At 69.0% G+C, this 20,844-nt stretch carries 18 protein-coding genes; 5 read left to right on the forward strand and 13 right to left on the reverse strand.

Annotated elements, in window-relative coordinates; all coding sequences use genetic code 11:
• Positions 1 to 74 precede the first annotated feature (74 nt).
• Positions 75 to 806 carry an alpha/beta fold hydrolase gene (locus ACYVF6_RS38225; RefSeq protein ID WP_460528976.1) on the reverse strand — a complete coding sequence of 244 codons (732 nt, stop codon included), beginning with the start codon at positions 804 to 806 and terminating at the stop codon, positions 75 to 77.
• A gap of 61 nt (positions 807 to 867) precedes the next feature.
• Entirely contained in the window at positions 868 to 1,197 is a 330-nt protein-coding gene (locus tag ACYVF6_RS38230; RefSeq protein WP_460528978.1) for a hypothetical protein, read from the reverse strand.
• Positions 1,198 to 1,386: 189 nt separating this feature from the next.
• Between ACYVF6_RS38230 and ACYVF6_RS38235 the strand changes: the two genes are divergently transcribed.
• Positions 1,387 to 2,859 (forward strand): serine hydrolase domain-containing protein, encoded by a 1,473-nt coding sequence (locus ACYVF6_RS38235; protein WP_460528980.1) that lies wholly within the window; start codon positions 1,387 to 1,389, stop codon positions 2,857 to 2,859.
• Positions 2,860 to 2,939: 80 nt separating this feature from the next.
• Here the strand turns inward: ACYVF6_RS38235 and ACYVF6_RS38240 are convergent, their stop codons facing one another.
• The 5 genes from ACYVF6_RS38240 to ACYVF6_RS38260 form a co-directional block, all read right to left on the reverse strand.
• Positions 2,940 to 4,013: a S1C family serine protease gene (locus tag ACYVF6_RS38240; RefSeq protein WP_460528982.1), complete on the reverse strand. Its 1,074-nt coding sequence runs from the start codon at positions 4,011 to 4,013 to the stop codon at positions 2,940 to 2,942.
• 25 nt (positions 4,014 to 4,038) lie between these two features.
• Positions 4,039 to 5,286: an arginine deiminase gene (locus tag ACYVF6_RS38245; protein WP_460528984.1), complete on the reverse strand. Its 1,248-nt coding sequence runs from the start codon at positions 5,284 to 5,286 to the stop codon at positions 4,039 to 4,041.
• A gap of 27 nt (positions 5,287 to 5,313) precedes the next feature.
• The gene (locus tag ACYVF6_RS38250) at positions 5,314 to 6,753 is read right to left on the reverse strand and encodes a basic amino acid/polyamine antiporter (RefSeq protein WP_460528986.1); all 1,440 of its coding nucleotides are present in this window, start codon (positions 6,751 to 6,753) and stop codon (positions 5,314 to 5,316) included.
• Positions 6,754 to 6,890: 137 nt separating this feature from the next.
• A complete protein-coding gene (locus ACYVF6_RS38255; RefSeq protein WP_460528988.1) occupies positions 6,891 to 8,270 on the reverse strand; it encodes a serine hydrolase domain-containing protein in 1,380 nt (459 codons plus the stop codon).
• Positions 8,271 to 8,272: 2 nt separating this feature from the next.
• Positions 8,273 to 8,533, reverse strand: a complete 261-nt coding sequence (locus ACYVF6_RS38260; RefSeq protein WP_460528990.1) for a hypothetical protein — start codon at positions 8,531 to 8,533, stop codon at positions 8,273 to 8,275.
• Positions 8,534 to 8,657: 124 nt separating this feature from the next.
• Here ACYVF6_RS38260 and ACYVF6_RS38265 point away from each other — a divergent pair, with 124 nt between their 5' ends.
• The 4 genes from ACYVF6_RS38265 (at position 8,658) to ACYVF6_RS38280 (ending at position 11,974) form a co-directional block, all read left to right on the forward strand.
• Positions 8,658 to 9,524, forward strand: a complete 867-nt coding sequence (locus ACYVF6_RS38265; RefSeq protein ID WP_460528992.1) for a GbsR/MarR family transcriptional regulator — start codon at positions 8,658 to 8,660, stop codon at positions 9,522 to 9,524.
• A gap of 164 nt (positions 9,525 to 9,688) precedes the next feature.
• On the forward strand, positions 9,689 to 10,888 hold the full coding sequence (locus tag ACYVF6_RS38270; RefSeq protein WP_460528994.1) for a mandelate racemase/muconate lactonizing enzyme family protein: 1,200 nt from the start codon (positions 9,689 to 9,691) through the stop codon (positions 10,886 to 10,888).
• Positions 10,885 to 11,244: a hypothetical protein gene (locus ACYVF6_RS38275; protein WP_460528996.1), complete on the forward strand. Its 360-nt coding sequence runs from the start codon at positions 10,885 to 10,887 to the stop codon at positions 11,242 to 11,244. Before ACYVF6_RS38270 ends, ACYVF6_RS38275 begins: the two co-directional genes overlap by 4 nt.
• A 4-nt stretch (positions 11,245 to 11,248) precedes the next feature.
• Positions 11,249 to 11,974, forward strand: coding sequence for an alpha/beta hydrolase family protein (locus tag ACYVF6_RS38280; protein WP_460529036.1), 726 nt, complete (start codon positions 11,249 to 11,251; stop codon positions 11,972 to 11,974).
• Here the strand turns inward: ACYVF6_RS38280 and narI are convergent.
• The 6 genes from narI to ACYVF6_RS38310 form a co-directional block, all read right to left on the reverse strand.
• Positions 11,908 to 12,627, reverse strand: coding sequence for a respiratory nitrate reductase subunit gamma (narI, locus tag ACYVF6_RS38285; protein ID WP_460528998.1), 720 nt, complete (start codon positions 12,625 to 12,627; stop codon positions 11,908 to 11,910). The two genes, ACYVF6_RS38280 and narI, sit on opposite strands and share 67 nt — an antisense overlap.
• A complete protein-coding gene (gene narJ, locus ACYVF6_RS38290) occupies positions 12,624 to 13,250 on the reverse strand; it encodes a nitrate reductase molybdenum cofactor assembly chaperone (RefSeq protein ID WP_460529000.1) in 627 nt (208 codons plus the stop codon). Before narJ ends, narI begins: the two co-directional genes overlap by 4 nt.
• Positions 13,247 to 14,953: a nitrate reductase subunit beta gene (gene narH, locus ACYVF6_RS38295; RefSeq protein WP_460529002.1), complete on the reverse strand. Its 1,707-nt coding sequence runs from the start codon at positions 14,951 to 14,953 to the stop codon at positions 13,247 to 13,249. Before narH ends, narJ begins: the two co-directional genes overlap by 4 nt.
• Positions 14,953 to 18,567, reverse strand: coding sequence for a nitrate reductase subunit alpha (locus ACYVF6_RS38300; protein ID WP_460529004.1), 3,615 nt, complete (start codon positions 18,565 to 18,567; stop codon positions 14,953 to 14,955). The genes narH and ACYVF6_RS38300 overlap by 1 nt, the downstream gene beginning before the upstream one ends.
• A complete protein-coding gene (locus ACYVF6_RS38305; protein WP_460529006.1) occupies positions 18,560 to 19,801 on the reverse strand; it encodes an MFS transporter in 1,242 nt (413 codons plus the stop codon). Before ACYVF6_RS38305 ends, ACYVF6_RS38300 begins: the two co-directional genes overlap by 8 nt.
• Positions 19,802 to 19,964: 163 nt before the next feature.
• Complete coding sequence (locus ACYVF6_RS38310; RefSeq protein WP_460529008.1) at positions 19,965 to 20,807, reverse strand: class I SAM-dependent methyltransferase; 843 nt, start codon at positions 20,805 to 20,807, stop codon at positions 19,965 to 19,967.
• Between the last annotated feature and the right edge of the window lie 37 nt (positions 20,808 to 20,844).

Below are 20,844 nucleotides of genomic sequence, written 5' to 3' on the forward strand. Positions count from 1 at the left end.
TCGGGACAAATCATACTGGCGTTGCTACAGAAAGCATCGATAACATCGCGTTTTTACGACGCCGCTCCGGTCGCTCAGCCGAGCAGGCTCAGCGCGGCCTGGATGAGAGCCCGCGGATCGTCGCGCTGGATGATGTGTCCCGCACCCGTGACCTGCTGGTAGGTGACCAGGGGGTTGCCGGACGAGGCGGCGAGGCTTGGCGCGGTCATGGCGCCGTGGTCCGGATCGCCGCCGAGGACGAGGGTGGGGGACGTGATCGAGCTCAGCAGGGCGGTGTGGTGCCAGGGCGTGTTCTGGTCCATGGTCAGCCGCAGTGCTTCGGCGTCGACCATGGCGACGCCTTCGAGAGAAACCTCGACGTCTCGCGCCGGCCAGCGGGGGTTGGCGGCGGCCAGCTCTTCGTACGTGGGTGGGGACGCCTTGGTGGCGAGCTCGCCGTCGCGTACGTGGGTGCTCTCCTCGTCGGACAGCTCCAGAACGGGGTCGACGAGGAGGTACTGGGCAGCGTCGAGCAGCGGCGCCGCCGCGGCGACGATCAGCCCGCCGAGGCTGTGCCCGACCACCAGGTCCCACTGGCCCTCGAGGGCGGCCACGTCCGCGGCGTACGCGGCGGCGCGGTAGTCGCCGGCGCGCGGGCTCTCCCCGTGGCCGCGCAGATCGACCGCCAGGCCCGGGTGACCGGCCTCCGCGATCGCGGCGCCCACGTGCCACCACGTCTCGCCGTGCGACGAGATGCCGTGGACGTAGAGGACGCGAGGGCGTCCGGTCCCGTGGGCACGGACGTTCAGCGCCATAGATTCGTTCATTGAACCAACTTACGGCGCGCGCCACACGTGCGTGCGGCCCGGCCGGAGATCGGTTCGACTGTTACGGAGGGGGATCCGAGGGCCTGTCCTGGTCCGCGGTCGATCCTGCCGGTGCGGCCGGCGGGTGGTTGGCCTGCCAGTACGGCACGGGCGGCGCCGGTTGCGGGTAGCGGCGCTGGGACTGGGCGAGCTTCTCGCCGTCGTAGAGCTTGCGGGCCCACCAGGAGTTCGGCTTGGCCAGGAGGAACGCGCCAACCCACCAGACCGGGTGGAAGAAGACGCCGATCACGAGCAGCTCGCTCCGTCCCTTCAGGGCCGTGATCACCGGCGCGACGATGTACCCGGTGATCAGGACAGGGATGACTACCAGCGGGAAGATGATGTCGTCCATCGCTTGCCTTCCTCGGTAAGAAGAGAACGCGGCCGTACGCGAAACGTTCTACGGCCACCGCGATGGGACCGGTCCCCAGTTGGCCGGGAGAAGGATCCGTGAGTCCGGCTGAACTAGTGGCGCGGGCTGGTTGGCCAGCTCTGTTCAACCTTGTGGACGGTTCGGGGGCCGCGAGGGAGGATCGTCTGCATGACTGCTCAACCGTTGCCCGTCAGCCCGCCGGCCGCGCAGGGCGTCGACGCCCGCGGCGTCCAGGCGTTCCTCGACGCGATCGAGGCCGCGCCGGATGTCGAGCCGCACAGCTTGATGCTGTTGCGCCATGGTCACGTCGTCGCCTCCGGATGGTGGGCGCCGTACTCCGCCGAGCGGCTGCACCTGCTGTACTCCCTCAGCAAGAGCTTCACGTCGACGGCGTTGGGTTTCGCGGTGGCGGAAGGGCTCGTGGGGCTGGACGACCCGGTGGTCTCGTACTTCCCGGAGTTCGCCGACGAGATCACCGATCCACGTAGCCGGGCGATACTCGTACGCCACATCGCGTCGATGTCGTCCGGGCACGAGGAAGAGACGTGGGAACGGGCGCTCGAGATCGACTCGGTGGAGGTCGTACGCGGGTTCCTGCTGCTGCCGCCCGAGCGCGATCCGGGGACGGTGTTCGCCTACAACCAGCCGTGCACGTACACCGTGGCCGCGATCGTTCAGAAGGTGACGGGGCAGTCGCTGACGGACTATCTGCGGCCGCGGCTGTTCGCGCCGTTGGGGATCGGTGACGTGGGTTGGCAGCAGTTCCCGCTGGGCCGCGACCTGGGCTTCTCCGGCCTGCACGCGACGACCGACGCGATCGCGCGGCTCGGGCAGCTGTATCTGCAGGACGGCGTTTGGGACGGCAAGCGGCTGTTGCCTGCCGCGTGGGTGGCCGAGGCAACGCGGTCGCACATCCCGACGGCTCCCTGGGACAACGAGGACTGGCGGCAGGGGTACGGCTTCCAGTTCTGGATGGCCCGGCACGGCTACCGCGGGGATGGGGCGTACGGGCAGTTCTGCGTGGTGCTGCCGGAACACGACGCGGTGGTGGCGATCACGTCGGCGAGCGTGAACATGCAGGCCGTACTCGATGCCGCGTGGGAGCATCTGCTGCCGGCGTTCGGTCCGGAGCCGCTCGACGGGCATTCGGAGGAGGACGCGGCGCTGGCCGAGCGGCTGGCCGGGCTCTCGCTCCCGCCGGCGGTCGGTGCGTCGGCGCCGCAGGGCCCGGCTCCGGCGGCGGCTGCGGCGTCGGCTGGGGCCTGGCCGGGCGCGTCGTTCGCGCCGGCCGGCGGCGAGTGCGCGGAGCAGCCGACGTTGACGGCGGTCACGGTGACGCAGGCGCCCGACGGGGATGGCGACTGGACGATCTCCCTGGTCGAGGATGCCGGCCGGCTCGACCTGCGACTCGGCGGACCAGGCTGGACCGTCGCCGCGGCCGACGACACCGCGATCCCGCCGACCGCGGTCTCCGGCGGCTGGAACGACGCCGACACGCTGACCGTCGACGTGTCGTTCCTCGAGACGCCACACCGCCTGACAGTGACGTGCTCGCTCGCGGACCGTACGTTCAGCGCGCGCTGGCACACGGCCCCCCTCCGCTCCGACTACGTGCGCACGCTCCGCGCGCCCCGCCACTGACCCGGGGTGCCATTCGCGGCAGGTCGAGGTCGAGGGGGTGCCGCCAGCATCTACGTCGGTGGCCTTCCCGAGGCCCCGCGTCAGGCGGCTTCGGTGACGGGGACGTCGGCCGTACGCCTGGCGCTGCCCCGGTTGAAGGTGACCTGGACCCGATCGCCCGGTGCGTGGGAACGGAGGGCCACCAGCAGTTGGTCGACGCTGTTGACGGGCTCGTCTCCCACGCGCGTGATCACGTCGCCAACGCGCAGGCCCGCCTCTGCCGCGCCCAGCCCCGGGATGACCTGTTCGATCAGCGCTCCTCGAGGCAGACCGGTCGCCGAGGCGATCTCGTCTGTCACGGTGACGCTGAGGACGCCGATCACCGGATGCGTGGCCCGGCCGGAGCGGATCAGTTCCTCGGCCACGGAGTGCGCGAACGAGATCGGGATCGCGAAGTTCAGCCCGATGCTGCCGCCCTCGGCGTCGGGCAGTTGTGCGCCGGCGGTGTTGACGCCGATCTGGTGGCCCGCGCAGTCGGTCAGCGGCCCGCCGCTGTTGCCGGGGTTGACCGCCGCGTCGGTCTGGACGGCGTTGATCAGGGTGGCCGGCTGATCGCCTTTCCCCACGTTGATGTAGCGGCCGAGCGCGCTCACGATGCCGGACGTGATCGTGCCGTTCAAGCCGAGCGGCGACCCCGCAGCCACCACCGGCTGGCCGACGTTCAACGCGGCCGAGTCGCCGAGCGAGATCGGCCGGTACGAGCCGCTGCCACCACGGGCGCGGATCACCGCCAGGTCGGTCGCGGGGTCGCGGCCCACGATGTCGGCGCGTACCTGGGCGGCGCCGCGCGCGAAGTCGACCGTGATCGTGCCGCCGGTGGCCGCTGCCTCGATCACGTGGTCGTTGGTGAGGATGTTGCCGTCCTTGTCGAGCACCGATCCGGAGCCGCTGCCCGCCACCCCCGACGCACCCCGCACCGAGATGGTCACCAGCGACGGAAACACCGACGCGGCGACCTTCGACACGTCGCACGCGGCGACGGTCTGCGACGAGCCCGACGTCGCCGGCGACGAGGAGCCGGAATCCACCATCGAGCCGATCAGCCCGCCCGCCGTTCCCGCCAGCAACGCGAGGAGCACCGCGCCGATCACCAGGTGAGGAGTCGTGAGTCGCATGGCAGCCGAGCCTCTGTTACGTCGATTAGTAGTCGATCGGATCGCGGACGAGCGGGCACGTCATGCAGTGCCCGCCACCCCGGCCGCGCCCGAGCTCGGCGCCGACGATCGTGATGACCTCGACGCCCGCCTTGCGCAGCAGGGAGTTGGTGTGGGTGTTGCGGTCGTACGCGAAGACCACGCCCGGCTCCACCGCGACCACGTTGTTGCCGCTGTCCCACTGCGAGCGCTCGGCGGTGTAGGCGTCGCCGCCGGTCTCGACGATCCGAAGCGCCTTCAGATTGAGGGATTCCGCGACGACTTCGAGGAACGTACGCTTCTCCTGCGTGACTTCGATCGGTTCCTGGTCGCCCGGACGCAGCGAGAACGTGTGGATGCCGTCGACGATGTTCGGGAACACCGTTACGCAGTCGCGGTCGGCGAAGGTGAAGACGGTGTCGAGGTGCATGGCCGAACGCAGCTTCGGCATGCCCGCCACGATGACGCGTTCCGCCCCGCCCTTGGCGAACAACGCCGCCGCCAGTTGCGTGATCGCCTGCCGCGAGCTGCGCTCGCTCATCCCGACGAGCACGACACCGTTGCCTGCCGGCATCACGTCACCGCCCTCGAGCGTCGCCAGGCCCCAGTCCTGTTCAGGGTCGCCCCACCACACGTTCGCGCCGACGAACTCCGGGTGGAAGCCGTAGATCGCCTTCATCAGCAGGGTTTCGTCGTGCCGGGCCGGCCAGTACAGCGGGTTGAGCGTGACGCCGCCGTAGATCCAGCACGTCGTGTCGCGCGTGTAGAGCGTGTTCGGCAGCGGCGGTATGAGGTATTCCGGCACGCCGAGCGACTCGCGCGCGAGCGCGACGTAGCCGGAACGAAAGTCCGGTGGCAGGTCGAACGTCGAGAGCCCGCCGATCAGGAACTCCGCGAGCCTGCGGTCCTCCAGGCCTTCGAGGAACGCCCTGGTGTCGTCGACCAGGCCCACACCCACCTCGTTCGGCACGATCTTGCGATCCAGCAACCAGGCTTTGGCTTCCGGGATCGCGAGCGTCTCGGCGAGAGCGTTGTGCAGCTCGACGACATCGACTCCGCGGTCGCGCAGTTTGTTGATGAAGTCGAAGTGGTCGCGCCTCGCGTTCTGCACCCACAACACGTCGTCGAACAGCAAGTCGTCGCAGTTGGTCGGCGTCAGGCGCATGTGCGCCAGGCCGGGCGCGCAGACGAGCACCTTGCGCAGCTTGCCGACCTCCGAGTGCACGCCGTACGCGCTCGCGGGGTGGTTGGTCATGACTCACATGCCTCCTAGCTCTGTCTGTCAGATGACGATCCGGCGCGTGGCAAGGCCGGCGATTCCGAGCACCGCGAGGACGACGGCGAGGACGAAGAGCACCAGCTCCCCGGGCGAGAACACCTTCCGGCCCCGTTCCCTGCGTCCGATGATGAACAGGATCGTTCCCGGTGCGTAGATGATGAACGACAGCAGGAGGAACTCGATGCCGGCCGCGAAGAGCAGGAACGCGGTGTAGATGGTGGCGAGCGTGGCGAACACCAGTTCCTTGCGCCGGCCTGCCGGGGCGTCGTCGTAGGTCTCGCCGGACGCGCCCAGGCGTAGGGCGTAGGCGGCCGCGAGGAGATAGGGAATGAGCGAGAGCGAGCTGCACAGCTTGAGCGCGAACGTGAACGCGTCGTTGGAGAACAACGTGACGACGAGCACGGCGGTGATCAGTGCGCTGCTCAGGATCAACGCGGCGATCGGCACGCCCTGGCGGTTCTCGCGCTTGAGGAAACGCGGCATGTCGTCGTCCTTGGCGGCGACGAAGAGCACCTCGGCGGCCATCAGGGTCCAGGCCAGATAGGCGCCCAGCACCGAGACGATCAGGCCGAGCCCGATGAAGACGCTTCCCCACGGCCCCACGACGGACTCGAGGACGCCCATCATCGACGGTTGCCGCAGGCCGCTCATGTCGTCGCGGGCCAGCGAGCCGTACGACAGCAGCGTCACCGAGGAGAAGAGGGCTAGCACGCTGAGGAAGCCGAGCACGGTCGCACGGCCGACGTCCTCGCGTTTCTTGGCGTAACGGGAGTAGACGCTCGCGCCCTCGACACCGAGGAAGACGAAAACCGTTACCAGCATGGTGGCCCGGACCTGTTCGTACACACCGCCGAAGGTCGTGTCCTCGCCGCCCCAGAAGTTCGCGCTGAACACGTCGGCCTGCAGCGCGATCGCGACCACGACGACGAAGACGAGGATCGGCACCAGCTTGGCGACGGTCACGATCCGGTTGATCGCGGCGGCCTCCTTCACACCGCGCTGGATGAGGTAGTGGAACGCCCAGACGCCGACGATCGAGATCGCGACGGCGACCAGCGTGTTGCCCTCGCCGAACTGCGGGATCACCGCGCCGAGCGTCGACTTGATCAGCACCCAGTAGCTGACGTTGCCGACACAGGCGCTGGCCCAGTAGCCGAACGCGGAGAAGAACCCGGGGAACTCGCCGAACCCGGCCTTGGCGTAGGCGTAGACACCGGCGTCAAGGGCCGGCTTGCGGACCGCCAGCATCTGAAACACCAGCGCCAGCATCAACATCCCGAACCCGGCGACGACCCAGGCGACGATCGCGCCGAACACGCCAGTCGCCTGGGCGAAGTTGCGCGGCAGCGAGAACACACCGGCACCGACCATGGATCCGACGACCATCGCGGTCATTGTCGGGAACGACAGCCTTTGCTCGCTTTTCACTTCTGTCGCAGTCATTCGCCCGACCTCGTTCAGCCACAGCGACGAACGCGCCAAGAGTGTCCGTTGCCGGGGGGCAGCCGTCGTTGACGCCCTTTCGCCAAGGGCAGTAGGTGTGACGTCTTCCCGAACCGCGCCTGTTCTATTCGCCGATCTCAGGCGGGCAGTCGCGGGGCGACTCGGCAGTTGGTGTGGAGGTACTGCGCCCTGCCGTCCACGAAGTCGTAGAGTGCGACGGTTTGGGTGTCTTCGAGCGGATCGGTCGACGGCATCAGGAAGTGGGTCGGGCTGATCGGGAGCAGGTCGTAGGTGAGGCGGTCGGGCCGGCCGAGGATGCTCGCCTGCTTGGCGTCGATGACGAGCGTGAGCTGGAGCCGGCCGGTGGTGGCGGCCTCCGTCACTTCGTAGCGGACGTCGGGGCGGGCGTAGACGCCGACGTACGCCGAGTGGTCGAGGCGCAGCGTCGGGTCGGGCGGTGGGAGGTCCGGGATGGTCACGGCGCCGAGCGAGCCGAGGATCTCGTTGAAGACGAGACGGTAGAACGACTCGCGCGGGCCGCCGTTGGTCAGCATGGTGATGGCAAGGCCGGAGGACGGCAGGATGCGGAGCCGGGCGTTCTGCCCGATCGTGCTGCCGTCGTGCGCGTAGACCGTCTCGCCCGCCCAGTCGCAGACGATCAGGCCGAGCGCCCATTCCGGGCCGAACAGGTACGGATCGGGCACGGGAACGCGCGAACCCAGCATCTCGTGAACGGCCCCAGCCGAGATCAGCCGACGGCCGTTCAGGGCCGTGCCCTCGTCGAGGAACACCGATGCCATCGTGAGCACCTCGCGCGCGGTCGACGAGAGGTTGCCGCCGGGCCCGAATAACCGCGGCAGATGGTCGACCGGCGAGACGAACGGGCCTTCGGCGAGCGAACGGATCAGGTGCCCCGTCGCCGCGCGGGAGGGGTCGGCCTGCTCGTGCCAGGTCGACGTGCTGGTCAACTCCAAGGGCTCGAGCAGGCGGGAACGCATCAGGTCGTCCCAGCGCCTGCCGTCGACGACTTCCATGATGCGCGCGAGGATCGCGTAGCCGAGCGCCGCGCTGTAGCCGTGGGTGTGGCCCAACGGAGACACCTGCGGCGCGCCGGCGATGGTGCCGACCATGCGCTCGTACACATCGGCGCCCTCGCCGGGGTCGCCGAACGCCTCCTCGATGCCGTTGGTGTGGTTCAGCAGGTGCCGCGGCGTGACGTGCGCGCTGACATACGGATCGGCGACCGCGAAGCCAGGTAGATAGCTCCGCACCGGCTCGTCGAGGGAGACCGATCCCTCGTCGACGAACTGCATGAGCGCCAGCGCGGTCCAGGTCTTGGTCATCGAGCCGCACTGGTAGATCGTGTCCGGGGTCGCCGGCTGCTGTGTCAGGACGTCCTTGACACCGACGGCGAAGTCGGTGACCTCGCCGGCCCGCAGGATTCCGATCGACGCGCTGGGGATGTGGTACTCCGCGAGGAGCTCGGCCACCCGCGCCCGAAGCTTCGTCGTGTCCATGGCTACTTCGGGAACCCGACGGCGTTGGCGGTGTCGGCCTCGTAGTAGTCCGTCGTGGCGTACGGGCCGACGTGCTCCTCCAGGAACGAAGAGACACTTTCGACCGACTCGTGGACGATCACGTTCAGGGCTCTCGTGCCGTCGGTGCTGGCGACCGCGAGCGTCCACCGGGCGTCCTTGGGCAGCCGGGCATAGGCCTGCTTCAGCGCGCTGTCGAACCCTTGCCCGTCAGTGATCGCGGAGATGGCGATGATGTGTGTCATAGCGGCATTCCTACGTTGCGTTTCCAGCACCGTCAACAGAATCCGCTGTATCGTTGCAACCGTAATGCCGTTGAACGCAATCAGAAAAGAACAGCCGTTGCAATGAGATGGTGGTGAACGCACGATGCCCGGGGGCAGGCTGACACACGACGACCGCCGCCGGATCGCGGATTGGCTGGCCGGCGGACTCGGGTACGCCGAGATCGCCAGACGGCTCTCGCGCCCGACGTCCACGATCAGCCGGGAGGTCGCTCGCAACCTCGGGCCGAAGGGCTACCTCGCCGACCGCGCGCAGCAGATCACCGGCCGGCGCGCTCGCCGGAGGCCGTCACCGCAGCCCGAACCCGCGGCCGGCGGCGAGGCAGACGAGCAGGTGCGTGGGTACGTCGAGGAGTTCGCCGGTCTGCTGGCACGCGCGGGCATGCCACGGATGCCCGCGCGGGTCTTCGCCGGCCTCCTGGTCGCCGATGCAGGAGGCAGGACCGCCGCGGAGCTCGTACAGCAGCTCCGGGTCAGCCCGGCATCGGTCTCGAAGGCGATCGGCTACCTCGAGACCATGGATCTGGTGGCCCGCCGGCCAGGCCCAGGCGGCAGTCGCCGCGAGCGCTACCTGGTCGACGACGAGGTGTGGCTGCGAGCATGGCGTACCGACACCGGAGTGCACGAGCAGGTCGCAGCCGCTGCGAGCCGTGGAGTCGAGCTCTTCGGCCCGAGCACTCCCGCGGGCCGGCGGCTCGGCCAATTGGGTGAGTTCTTCGGCTGGCTTGGCGGGCAGATGCGGGGCAGTGCTCTCGGCAACGAAGCAGCAGAGGACGCCCTGACGGCAATGGCCGCGCTCGCGTACGCCAGACGGCCGCTCGGCATCCCGGACCTGGCGGCGGCGCTCGGCTGGTCAGAACAGAGAGCCGGCGAAGCAATGGCAGCGCTCGAACGCCATCCGGACCTCGCCGGCCGCCTGACCGACAAGCAGCGTAGGGCCCTCAGCGCGTGATGCCGGTGAGCGTGATGGCCTCGAGGATGTAGCGCTGCCCCAGCACGAACACCACCAGCACAAGGACGACAGCGAGCGAGGCGGCCGCCATCTCAACGGGAAGTCCGTGGTGATTTGGCTAAATTGGCAAGCACCTATTGCCTCCCGTGAAGGAGCGAACGCCCGTGCGGATCATCGCGATCGAAACCCTGAGGCCGGCGATCCAGCCGAACCTCCTCATCCTCTGCCTGCACACCGACGAGGGCCTGACCGGCCTTGGCGAGGCGTTCTTCACTTCGGGTGCCGTCGAGGCGTACGTACACGAGACCATTGCGCCCGTGCTGCTCGGCGCCACCGACCCGACGCCGGAGTGGGCGGCCCGGACGCTGGCTCCGTACGTTGGTTTCCAGGGCGGTGGCGTCGAGACACGATCCATCGGTGCGGTCGACTTCGCGCTGTGGGACCTGCTCGGGAAGCGTGCCGGGCTGCCGGTCGTCGACCTGCTGGGCGGTGCCGTGCGCGACCGGATCCCGGTCTACAACACGTGCGCCGGGCCGGGCTATGTGAGCACGACCTCGCGGCAGGAGTCGGCCAACTGGGGCGTGGCGGCCGACGGTCGTTACGAGGATCTCGACGCGTTCCTGCACCGGCCGGCCGAGCTGGCTCGCGAGCTGGCCGGCGAAGGCGTACGCGGGATGAAGGTCTGGCCGTTCGACCTGGCGGCCGAGCAGACCGGCGGCACGGACATCACGCGGGCCGGGCTCGACCAGGGTCTGGCGGTCGTCGACGCCATCCGGTCGGAGGTGGGCCTGGACCTGGAGGTGATGATCGAGCTGCACGGGCTGTGGTACCGGCGGGCGGCGGAACGGATCTGTGCGGCGCTCGTGCCGTATCAGCCGTACTGGGTCGAGGATCCGATCCGGCCGGACGCGGTGGACTCGCTGGGCGCGCTCGCGGCTGCTGTCGATGTGCAGATCGCGACCGGCGAGACCTGCTGTGGACGTAGGGGATTCCTACCGCTCCTGCGGGCCGGCGCGGTCGACGTCGTGACGGTCGACGCGCAGTGGTCGGGCGGACTGACCGAGGCGCGGAAGGTCGCGAGCCTGGCCGACACCTTCGGCGTGCCGATCGCGCCGCACGACTGCACGGGGCCGATCTCGTTCGCCGCGTGTGTGGCGCTGGTCTCGAGCCAGCCGAACGGGCTCATTCAGGAGACGGTGCGCGCCTTTCTCCGCACGTGGTACGGCGCGCTGGTCGAAGGACTGCCCGAGATCGCCGACGGCCACATCGCGCCGAATCGCGAGCCGGGCTTGGGCGTCCGACTGCGGCCGGGCCTGTCCGAACGCTCCGATGTGCGCCGCCGGGAGACTACGCTCGGGGCATGAAGCGACGTCAGTTCGCCGCGCTCCCGGCCGCGCTGCTCCTCCAGCCGGGTCTGCCAGGGCTTCGATCCGAGGCCGCTGCGCTCGCGCCGGAGGAGCCCATCGCTGTGGATGCGGAGGCCGGATCGTTCGAGTCGCCGGCTGTCGTCGAGGGCAACCTGCCGGTCTTCTTCGAACAGCTGAAGGACGAGCTGACGTTTCCGCTGGCCTGGGGGACGTCGCCGGAACGCGACTTCCGGCGCTGGCGCGGGCAGGCGAGAGCGAAGGTCGAGGAGCTGCTGTGGCAGCCGGTCGACCGTAGTCCGTTCGACGTGGAGATCGACGACGAGCAGCCGGGACCTGGCTACGTTCAGCGGTAACGAGCTGGCGGCGCGTGGATATGTGGTGCTGGCTGTCGACGCGATCGGGTGGGGAGATCGGTCCGGTCTCGACTACGAAGGGCAGCAGGCGCTGGCCAGTAATTTCCTCAACGTGGGCTCGTCGCTGGCCGGGCTGATGGCGCGGGATGATGTTCGGGCGGCTGAGCTGCTGGCGGGGCTGCCTGTCGTCGACAGCCGGAGGGTGGCGGCTGTGGGGTTCTCGATGGGGGCCTACCGTGCTTGGCAGGTGGCTGCGTTGTCCGACCGGGTGCGGTCGGCTGTCGCTGTGTGCTGGATGACGGCGCTGAAGGAGATGATGGTGCCGGGGAACAACACGCTGCGGGGGCAGAGCGCCTACTTCATGCTGCATCCGGGGCTCTATCGGTATCTCGACATTCCGGATGTCGCGAGCATCGCGGCGCCGAAGCCGATGCTGGTGTTCAACGGGGAGGCGGACACGTTGTTTCCGGTGGCCGGCGTGCGGGCGGCGTACGACAAGTTGCGTGCGGTGTGGGGGTCGCAGGGCGCCGGCGGTCGGTTGGAGACGAAGCTTTGGCCTGGCCTCGGGCATGTCTTTGTTCGCGAGATGCAGGACGAGGTGTTCGGCTGGCTGGACGGTTGGAGACGCCGGCGTCCTCCGGGCGGTCGAGCTGAGGTGAGCGGTCAGCGCACGCGTTCCCAGCCACGCCGCGGCCTGCGCGCGCCGAGCTCGGTGTCGCGACTGCGATAGACGACGTACGGCCGGACGAGGTAACCCAGTGGCGCCGAGAACACGTGCACCAGGCGGCTGAACGGCCAGAACGCGAACAACGCCCACGCCGCCAGCGCGTGCAGCCGGAACCCGATTGGTGCCTCCGTCATCAGCTCGGGCGCCGGCCGCAGGTAGAAGATCGACCGGAACCACGGCGACACGGTTTCGCGGTAGTCGTGCGGATGCCCGGTGAGGTTGCCGAGCACGGTCGTGCCGAGGCCCAGCACGATCGTGCCGACCAGCAGGACGTACATCACCTTGTCGTTGCGCGTGGTCGCGGAGAACACCGGCCCGACCGTGCGCCGCCGGTAGACGAGAATCGCCGCACCTGCGAGCGTGCAGACGCCGGCCACCGTTCCGAGCGCGACGGCGACGACGTGGTACGCGGATTCGCTCACGCCCAGCGCCTCGGTCCACGACTTCGGAATCAGCACACCACCGACGTGTCCGACCGCGACGATCAGGATGCCGAAGTGGAACAGTGGACTGCCGAGCCGCAGCAGGCGGTTCTCGTACAGCTGGGACGAACGCGTCGTCCAGCCGAACTTGTCGTAACGGTAACGCCAGAAGTGCCCGACCGCGAACACCGCGATCGCGACGTACGGAACCACGATCCACAGCAGCACGCTCATCGCTGACCTCCGTACGGCGGTTGGGACGCTGCTGGGAAGGGTGCGAGACCGACCTCTTCCTCCGGCGGGCCTTCGGCCGCGAGCCGGGCGACCTTCTCGTGGTCCAGCCGTCCGAGCGGTGGGAGCGTCGCCGAAACCGAGTCGAGTACGTGCGCCCACGGCGATCCGGCCTCGCGCAGTCCGAGCCGCATCAGCTCCAGCCCGGCCCGGTGCTCCCGCAACAGCCGTTCACCGGTGGCCGGATCGCCGGTCGCCGCGAACTCCAGTACGACCGCCAGGTGGTCGGGCAGCTCGCTGTCGTCCAGCACCATGCCGGCTGCTTGGTACGCGTGCTTGAAGCGCAGCAACGCCATCCCGCGCTTTCGCGTGTCACCGTAGGCGAAGTACGTCAGGTAAGGGCTGAACTTCTTGCGATGGTCGAACGTCGCGACATAGGCGGCCTCCAGCTCACCCAGCGGCGTGGCGTCGAGGTGATCGAGGAACGCCAGCAGCGGTCGTCCGACCGACACCGGCAACGAGGAGGCAGCTGTGCGGAGCAGGTGCCGGCGCGCGAGCAGCTCCTCGTCCGGGTAACTCAGCAGCAGCGACTGCACCTGCCAGGCCTGCCAGGCGACAGCGGTCATGGCTTCGGCTCCGTCTCCGCGTCGGGATCCCCGCCACCGGGGTGGTCCTGCGGCGGGAAAAGCCCTTCCGGATGGCCCTTTCCGTCCCAGTTGAGCAGGTTGACCCGGCTGCTCTTGTCGTCCGGCGCCGCCATCGTGTCGAGGGTCTGCCGGTCGCGCAGCATCTGGAAGTTCTCGACGGCGATCGGCGAGGCGCCACCGGAGCTCTCGCCGAACGGCCCGGAGCCACCCATGCCGGGCCCGCCCTCGTAGTCGAGGCTGCACTCCGTCGCCAGCTCCTCCAGCCCGTGTGCCTGCTCGGCGTGCGCCGGCGGGATCACGTAGCGATCGTCGTACTTCGCGAGCGCGAGCAGGCGGTACATGTCGTAGAGCTGCTCACCGGTCATCCCGACCTTCGTGGCGATCGCCTCCTGCGGATCCCTGCCCAGGTTGATGTCGCGCAGGTACGACCGCATCGCCGCGAGCTTGCGCAACACGGCGTTGACGGGTTCGGGGTCTCCGGCAGTGAACAGCTGGGCGAGGTACTCCACGGGAATCCGCAGCGCCTCGATCGCCGCGAACAGGTTGCGCTGGTCCTCGCCGTCGTGACCGGTGTCGCGTACGACGTCGACGACCGGCGACAACGGCGGGATGTACCAGACCATCGGCAGCGTGCGGTACTCCGGATGCAGCGGCAGCGCGACCTCGTAGGTGTTGATCAGCGCGTAGACCGGAGACCGTTGCGCGGCGACCACCCAGTCGTGCGGGATGCCGGCGCGCTCCGCCTCCCGGATCACCGCGGGATCGTTCGGGTCGAGGAACACCGAGCGCTGCGCGGCGTACAGCTGCTTCGGATCGGACACCGACGCCGCCTCCTCCACCCGGTCGGCGTCATAGAGAACGAGCCCGATGTACCGCAGCCGCCCGACGCACGTCTCCGCGCACACGGTCGGCAGGCCGACTTCCACCCGCGGGAAGCAGAACGTGCACTTCTCGGCCTTGCCCGTACGGTGGTTGAAGTAGATCTTCTTGTACGGGCAGCCCGACACGCACATTCGCCAGCCCCGGCAGCGATCCTGGTCGACCAGTACGATGCCGTCCTCTTCGCGCTTGTAGATCGCGCCGGACGGGCAGGACGCCGCACACGACGGGTTGAGGCAGTGCTCGCAGATCCGCGGCAGATAGAACATGAACGTCTGCTCGAACTCGAACTTCACCTTGTCGGCGATGCCCTTGAGCAGCGGGTCCTTGTTGCCGTGGTCGGGAGCGCCGCCGAGATCGTCGTCCCAGTTGGCCGACCAGCGGATCTTCGTCGGCTCGCCGCTGATCAGCGAGCGCGGCCGCGCGACCGGCGTGTGCTCCTGCAGCGGAGCCGTGGTGAGGTTCTCGTAGTCGTAGGTCCAGGGCTCGTAGTAGTCGTCGATGCTGGGCAGCTTCGGGTTGCTGAAGATGGTGAGCAGCTTGCGCAGCCGCCCACCCCCCTTGAGCTTCAGGCGGCCCCGCCCGTTTCGGCCCTGTTTCAACGTCCAGCCGCCACGCCAGCGCTCCTGGTCCTCATACGTGCGCGGATATCCTTGTCCTGGGCGGGTCTCGACGTTGTTGAACCACACGTACTCCACACCGGAACGGTTGGTCCAGGTCTGCTTGCAGGTCACCGAGCAGGTGTGGCAGCCGATGCACTTGTCGAGGTTCATCACCATCGCCATCTGTGCCATCAGGCGCATCAGTAGGTCACCTCCTGGCTACGCCGCCGGATCACGGTCACCTCGTCGCGCTGGTTGCCGGTCGGCCCGAGATAGTTGAACGCGAACGACAGCTGGGCATAGCCTCCGATCAGGTGTGACGGCTTGATCAGCAGGCGGGTGAGGGAGTTGTGGATACCGCCGCGCCTGCCGGAGGTCTCGCTGCGCGGCACGTCGATCAGCCGGTCCTGCGCGTGGTACATGTAAACCGTGCCTTCCGGCATTCGATGCGTGACGACCGCCCGCGCGACCACGACACCGTTGCGGTTGACCGCCTCGATCCAGTCGTTGTCGGCGACCCCCACCTTGTCCGCGTCCTGCTTCGACAGCCAGATCGTCGGCCCGCCGCGCGACAGGCTGAGCATGAACAGGTTGTCCTGGTACTCCGAGTGGATCGACCACTTGCTGTGCGGGGTGAGATAGCGAACCGCGAGACCCAGTTCGCTCTTTGAGCCGATCTCGGGCTCGCCGAACATCGCGGTCATGTCGAGCGGCGGACGGAACACCGGCAGCTGCTCACCGAGCTCGGCCATCCAGTCGTGGTCGAGATAGAAGTGCTGGCGGCCGGTCAACGTGTGCCAGGGCTTGTGGCGCTCGACGTTGATGGTGAACGGCGAATAGCGCCGGCCGCCGGTCTCCGAGCCCGACCACTCCGGCGACGTGATGACGGGCACGGGCGCGGCCTGCGTGTCGGCGAACGTGATCCGCTTGCCCTCGTGCTCGGCGGCCAGGTCGGCCAGCTGCGTGCCCGTTCGCCGTTCGAGCGTGTGGAATCCCTGCGTGGCAAGCCGTCCGTTGGTCGTGCCGGACAGTGCGAGGATCGCCTCGCAGGCATGGATGTCGCGTACGAGCGACGGACGGCCGGCAGCCGGGTTGTCCGGGCCGCCGCGGATCGTGCCGTTCTTGTGCCGTAGATAGTCGACCTCGGCACTCACGTCGAACGTGATGCCCTTGGTCGTCGCGCCCAGCTTCTCGGCGAGCGGGCCGAGCGCTCCGAGCTTGGCGGCGATCGCGCCGTAGTCGCGCTCGACGACGGTGAGGCGCGGCATCGTCGAGCCCGGAACGGGTTCGCACTCGCCGGCCCGCCAGTCGCGGACCACGCCGTGTGGTGTCGCGAGCTCGTCCGGCGTGTCGTGCAGCAGTGGGGTGGCCACGACGTCCTTGCGTACGCCGAGGTGCTCGGCCGCCAGCCGGCTGAACGCCTCGGCGATCGCCTGGAACGCCTCCCAGTCGGTGCGGGTCTGCCAGGGCGTCGCGATCGCAGGGTTGAACGAGTGGATGAACGGATGCATGTCGGTGGTGTTGAGGTCATGCTTCTCGTACCACGTGGCGGCCGGGAGCACGACGTCGGAGAAGATGGTCGTGCTGGTCATCCGGAAGTCCAGCGACAGCAGGAGATCCAGCTTGCCGACCGGCGCGGGCGTGCTGGGGTTCGCTTCCTCGGCGCGTAGCGACGAGTCGGTGCCCAGCAGGTGCTTGAGGAAGTACTCATTGCCCTTGGCCGACGAGCCGAGCAGGTTGGCCCGCCAGATGCTCAACACCCGTGGGAAGTTCTCCGGAGCGTCGGGTTCCTCGCAGGCGAAGTGCAGCCGGTCCGCCTTCAGTTCCTCCACGATGTGGTCCGCGGTGGCGACGCCCGCACGTTCGGCCTCGTCGGCGAGATCGAGCGGGTTGCGGTCGAACGTGGGATACGACGGCATCCAGCCCAGCCGGGCCGACAGCTCGATCAGGTCCTTGGTGGTCTTGCCCGGCATCGCTTCGCCGCGGTCGTAACGGAACTGGTCGGTGTGGAGATACCAGTACGCAGTCTGGATCATCTGCCGCGGCGGCCGCGACCAGTCGAGCCCGAACGCCAGGTGCGACCAGCCGGTGATCGGCCGGCACTTCTCCTGGCCGACATAGTGCGCCCAGCCACCGCCGTTGACGCCCTGACAGCCGGTGAGCGTGGTGAGTGTGAGGAACGAGCGGTAGATGGTGTCGGAGTGGAACCAGTGGTTGGTGCCGGCGCCCATGATGATCATCGAACGGCCGTTGGTGGCCTCGGCGTTCTCGGCGAACTCGCGGGCGATCCGCTCGGCGGCCTGTGCCGGTACGCCCGTGATCTCGGCTTGCCAGGCAGGGGTGTACGGCTCGCCGGCGTCGTCGTAGCCGCTCGGCCAGACGCCCGGCAGGCCGTCGCGCCGAACGCCGTACTGCGCGAGCAGCAGGTCGAACACCGTCGTCACCAGGTGCCCGCCCACCCGCCTGGCGGGCACGCCGCGGCGCAACGAGCCGCCGGAGTCGAAGCGCGGGAGGTCGACGACGACGGACTCGGCGGAGTCGCCGCCTCCCAACGTGAGCAGGGGATCCAGGTCGCCGAGCTCGAGGTTCCACTTGCCGGCACCCTGGTCGCCGTACCGGAAGCCCAGCGAGCCGTTCGGCGCGACCGGCCTGCCGGTGCCGCCGTCCAGCAGGATCGGCTTGAACGCCGCGTGCTCTGTCGCCGCGTCGCCGGGCGCGAGGTCGTCGGCGGTGAGGAACTTGCCTGGTACGTAGGCGTCCGCCTGCTGCTCCAGCCGTACCAGGAACGGCAGGTCGGTGTACTGCTTGACGTAGCCGGCGAAGTAGGGCACCTGCCGTTCGACGAAGAACTCGCGCAGGATCACGTGCCCCATCGCCATCGCGAGCGCGCCGTCGGTGCCGGGCCGGGCCGGCAGCCACTCGTCGGCGAACTTCACGTTGTCTGCGTAGTCCGGTGAGACCGCGATCACCTTCTGGCCGCGGTAGCGTGCCTCGGCCATCCAGTGGGCGTCGGGTGTCCGGGTGACGGGCAGGTTCGAGCCCCACATGATGAGGTAGCCGGCGTCCCACCAGTCGCCGGACTCCGGTACGTCGGTCTGGTCGCCGAACATCTGCGGAGAGGCGACGGGCAGGTCGGCGTACCAGTCGTAGAACGACAGCATCGCGCCGCCGAGCAGCGAGACGAACCGCGCACCGGACGCGTGCGACACCATCGACATCGCGGGGATCGGGGAGAACCCGGCCACGCGGTCCGGGCCGTACCGCTTGATGGTGTGGACATGTGCGGCGGCGACCAGCTCGGTGGCCTCGTCCCAGGTGGCGCGCACCAGGCCGCCCTTGCCGCGTGCCGCCTTGTAGCGCTTGGCCTTTTCGGGGTCCTCGACGATCGCCGCCCACGCCTGCACGGGATCGCCGCCGGCGCGCTGCTTCGCCTCGCGGAACATCTCGAGCAACAGGCCGCGGACGTAGGGATAGCGCACGCGGGTGGGTGAATAGGTGTACCAGGAGAACGCGGCGCCGCGCGGGCAGCCGCGCGGCTCGTACTCCGGCCGGTCCGGGCCGACCGAGGGATAGTCGGTCTGCTGCGACTCCCACGTGATGATGCCGTCCTTGACGTACACCTTCCACGAGCACGAGCCGGTGCAGTTGACGCCGTGCGTGGAACGCACGACTTTGTCGTGGCTCCAACGGTCGCGATAGAACTCGTCGGCGTCGCGGCCACCGATCTTGTGCAGGGTGCGCAGGTCGGGGGAGATGTCGGCTCGGGTGAAGAACCTGCGGGTACGGATGAGGGCTTCTGTGAGGGCGTCATCCATGCTGGGCAACCACCGCTTTGCGTACGATTGTCAGAGTGAACGCCAGGGCCGCGGCGGCCACGACCGCCAGCAGCACGGGGCCGAGTGAGTAGGAGCTCGACAGGCCGTAGATCGTGCCCATCACGAGTGGCGGAACGAACCCGCCGAGCCCGCCGGCCGCACCGACCACGCCGGTGATCGACCCGACGGCGTTCGGCGGTGCGAGCCTGGCGACCAGTGCGAACACCGCACCGCTGCCGGCACCGAGAGCGGCCGCCATCGACAGGAACGCGATCGTGCCGACCGGCATCAGGTCCGGTGAGAATGCCTGCGTCAGCGCGCCGAGCGTCACGACCGTCAGCGCGCCTGCGAGTGTGCGTACCGGATCGAACCGGTCGGACAGCCAGCCGCCGATCGGGCGCATCAGCACGGCCAGCAGGACGAATCCCGCCATCCGGTTGGACGCGTCGGCCTGGCTGAGGTCGTACTGCGTGCGCAGGAGCACAGGCAGGTAGACCGAGAACGCGACGTACCCGCCGAACGCGACGGCGTACAACGCCGCGGCTTCCCACGTCACGGGCAACTTGGCGGTGACAGCGAGCCGGCGCCCCAGTGACTCGGTGGGCACCTGCCGGCCGGGCGCGTCGCGCAGCACGAGCGCGGCCACGACGGCGTAGACCGCCAGGACTGTGGCGGTCAGGACGAACGGAGTCGCGACGCCGTAATTCGTCACCAGTTTCACTGTAGTCAGCGCGCTGATCGCTGTGCCACCCATTCCCGCACCGAAGATCCCGATCGCGAAGCCGCGCCGGCTGGGCGGGAACCACGCGTTGACGAACGGGACGCCGACCGCGAAGGCGGTGCCGCCGATGCCCAGGAAGAAGCCGCCGACCAGCAGGGCGACCAGCGACGAGTGGCCGGCCAGGCCGATGAACAGGACGGGCAGGATCGTGACGGCGGAGACCAGCGGGAACATCACGCGGCCGCCGTAGCGGTCGGTCAGGGCGCCGATCGGGATCCGGCCGAGCGAGCCGACGACCACAGGGACGGCGACGAGCAGCGACTGCTCGAACGACGTCAGCGTCAAGTCCTCCTTGAACGCCGGTCCGAGCGGGCTCAGCAGCGCCCAGGCCCAGAAGTTGAGGGCGAACCCGATCGTCGCCAGCGTCAGCATCAGGGTCCGCCGGCCGGCCGTTTCCTCGCCGCTGCTGCCGGCGGCTCGCGCGCTCTGCGACATCTGATTGGTCGTTTCCATTCCCGTCCTGGTCCCGTCCCGGCTTCGTGCTCGCGCCAAAACGCCCCGCGGCAGCGGAGCGCTGTCACAGCTTCGGCCCGCCAGGCGCGGCAGAGCAGAGGGCGACCGGCCCGATCGACCAGGACCATCGCCCCGGAGTCGGCAGGTCGTCCTGTCGCGGGCCCTAACGTCTGCCGGCGACGACCGCGAGTACGGGCGAGCACGATGCGTGGAACGGTGTACCCGTGAGGTCGCCGTACACACCGCGAACGCCCAGGCCGGCATCGGCCAACCGCCCGGTGAAGGCGTCCACCGTGTAACAGCGTTCCCAGACGCGGTACAGCCGAAGCTCCTCGGCGGTGACGACGACGTGCTCGTCGAGGTAGACCGGCCCGTCGGGGTAGGCGAGCGTGCGGGTCAGCCAGAGGTGCGGCTCGTCCGCCCAGAAGCCGGCCGGTGAGTGACTCCAGTCGCGGCGCTGCTCACTGCCCGAACGGCGTGCAGGCGTCGCGACGTCGGCGAACAGCAGGCCGCCGGGAGCCAGCCAGTCGCGGATCCGGGCCAGGATCGTAACCGTGTCGGCAGGCGAGAACGTGCCGAGGTCGAGGTAGACCAGCAGCGCGGCGTCGAAGGTCTTCTCCAGCTGGAGGGTGCGGTAGTCGCCGAGCAGGTAGCGCACGTCGGGCGACTGCCGCCGGGCGTGCTGAAGACTGTTCTCCGACAGGTCCACACCGGTGACCTGGTGACCTGCGGCCGCCAGCCTGCTTGTGTACAGGCCTGGGCCGCAGCCGAGGTCCAGTATTCGCGACCCCGGGCGCAGGTGGGTGCCGATCCAGTGCACGGAAGCGTCGACGGTCTCGGGCCGGCGGCTCGCGGCGTCGGTGTGCGGGTCGAGGTGGGCGCGCAACATGCCGGGCGCGACCCGCGGATCGGTCCACAGGGAGTGGGTGCCGGAGGCGTACGGCTCCGGTCGTTCAGGGAGCTCGCCGAGCCGGGAGAGCAGAGCGGCGACGTCGATCAAGGGCACCGCTCCAGCCTCGCGTACGCCGGCGTCTGGAGCAGCC

The sequence above is a fragment of the Flindersiella endophytica genome (assembly GCF_054779015.1).